Source organism: Natrinema soli (genome assembly GCF_028618695.1).
The window spans coordinates 1-1,756 of the sequence record NZ_JAQIVI010000265.1; the positions used below are offsets into that span (position 1 = coordinate 1).

Here is a 1,756-nt window from a genome sequence, read left to right on the forward strand (position 1 = left end):
TCGCTTGTCGCCGCTCCGCCACGCCTCGGCGATCCGGTCTGCCTCCCCCGGAAACTTCGTCGCAACCGCCCGGCGGTAGCCTTCGCCGCTCCCGACGTAGTAGGCGATGTGCCGGCAGAGGGTGTCCCGAGCCTCGCTCCGGTCGTCGCTGACCGCCGACGGGACGTACGGCGCGATCGTGATCTCACCGGGTTCCCGGTCGCGCTCCCGGGCGGCGTCCGCGACCTCTTCGAACGCCTCGTCGAGGGTCGAAAAGGGAATGTTGTGCGGGATCCAGCCGTCGGCGAGCCGGCCGACGACGCGGCGATTCGCCGAACCGAGGCCGGCGTGATAGACCGGCACCGACGTCTCGATCGACGGAAAGTTCGCCGCCTCGAGCAGTTCGCCCTCGTAGTCGACCGGCTCGCCGTTCCCCGCGGTAAACTCGCGTATCAGTTCGATCGTCTCGTGGGCGCGCCGGACCGGACGATCGAACGCCGTTCCGTGGAGCCCCTCGATCGCCGTGGCCGTGCTCGTCCCGAGGCCGAGCGTGAAGCGCCCGTCGGACGCGTCCTCGAGCGAGGCCGCGGTCATCGCGAGGACGGCGGGCGATCGGGAGTAGACGTTCAAGATCGCGGTGCCGATCCGAATCTCGTCGGTCCGGCAGGCCAATTCGGTCGCCTGCACGACGGCGCTCGCACCCCAGAGCTCGCCGACCCAGACGGCGTCGTAGCCGCTGTTTTCGGCGCGAACGGCGACATCAGCGAGGTCGTCGTCGCCGAATGCCGTCACCATGAGTCCAACGTTCATGCCCGTCCGGTGAACATCCAGCGGCAAAAATCGATGCCCATCGCGACACGGGAACGATCAGACTCCGTGGAGAGGGGGCGAATCGAACGGGACGGACGCCGAAACTGCAATCAAGCGCAAGGTTGACCTGTCCGGCCGGTGATCGATTCCTATGATCGATCGGGAAGGGCGCGTCGTCTTCGGCTCACTCTTCGTGTTCGTCGTTGCCGTTGCGGGCTCGATCGTGGTCGAGCGACAGACCGGCGTCGCGCTCCAGGATCGGCCGCTGCTCGCCTTCCTGGTGTTCGCCGGCATCGCCGTCGCACTCCCACAACTGTATCTCGCGGTCACGGAAACCGGGCCCCATTCGCGAAGCAGACTTCGCTTCGCCGCGGTTGCCACGGCGGTGTTCGCGGTCGCGTTCGCCGACGACGCGTCGGGCGCTCGCTATCTGCTGATCGCAGCGATCGGCACCGGATCGATTCTCGGACTGCTCTGTTACGAGACCCTCGAGGGGTATCGCGCCGTCAGCGACGAGGTCACGTTCGACCTGCGCGATCAGTGAACCGCGACCGCTGGAATCAGCAACTGTTAGGGCATCCGACCGTCTCGTCCCACCCATGACCGATCCCGAGGACCTCGCCGAGCGGGTGCGCGACGGCGACCTTCGCATTCACGAACTCGAGGACCACGCCGACTACGATATTGCAGCCGAGGCGCGCCGACTGCTCGTCGAACGAGAGACGGGAACCGAACTCGAGGCGATCGGGGACTACACCTTCGACGCCGAGCGGGCGGATCCGAACATCGAGAACATGATCGGCGCGGCACAGGTGCCGATGGGCATCGTGGGTCCCGTGGCTGTCAACGGTGAGGAAACCTCACCGAGCTCGCAGAACTCGGGGAGTTCTGCGAACGACGGCGGCGCGGCCGCCGGCGAACACTACCTGCCGCTCGCCACGACCGAGGGCGCGCTGCTGGCGTCGGT

General features: G+C 67.1%; 2 protein-coding genes and 1 pseudogene. 2 read left to right on the plus strand and 1 reads right to left on the minus strand.

All coding sequences use genetic code 11. The features are described 5' to 3' along the window. On the minus strand, window positions 1–789 hold a 789-nt coding region (locus tag PGX04_RS16450; RefSeq protein WP_273739502.1), incomplete at its 3' end, for an LLM class flavin-dependent oxidoreductase. Window positions 790–940: 151 nt separating this feature from the next. On the opposite strand from PGX04_RS16450, the gene PGX04_RS16455 reads away from it, so the two are divergent. Both PGX04_RS16455 and PGX04_RS16460 read left to right on the plus strand, forming a co-directional pair. Beyond that, window positions 941–1,333 carry a hypothetical protein gene (locus PGX04_RS16455; RefSeq protein WP_273739503.1) on the plus strand — a complete coding sequence of 131 codons (393 nt, stop codon included), beginning with the start codon at window positions 941–943 and terminating at the stop codon, window positions 1,331–1,333. A gap of 55 nt (window positions 1,334–1,388) precedes the next feature. After that, window positions 1,389–1,756: pseudogene (locus PGX04_RS16460) on the plus strand (3-hydroxy-3-methylglutaryl-CoA reductase); the annotation flags it as partial.

Bases quoted from the DNA above. Each gene is read 5' to 3' on its own strand.
- PGX04_RS16455 (WP_273739503.1), top strand. From the start codon at position 941: ATGATCGATCGGGAAGGGCGCGTCGTCTTCGGCTCACTCTTCGTGTTC.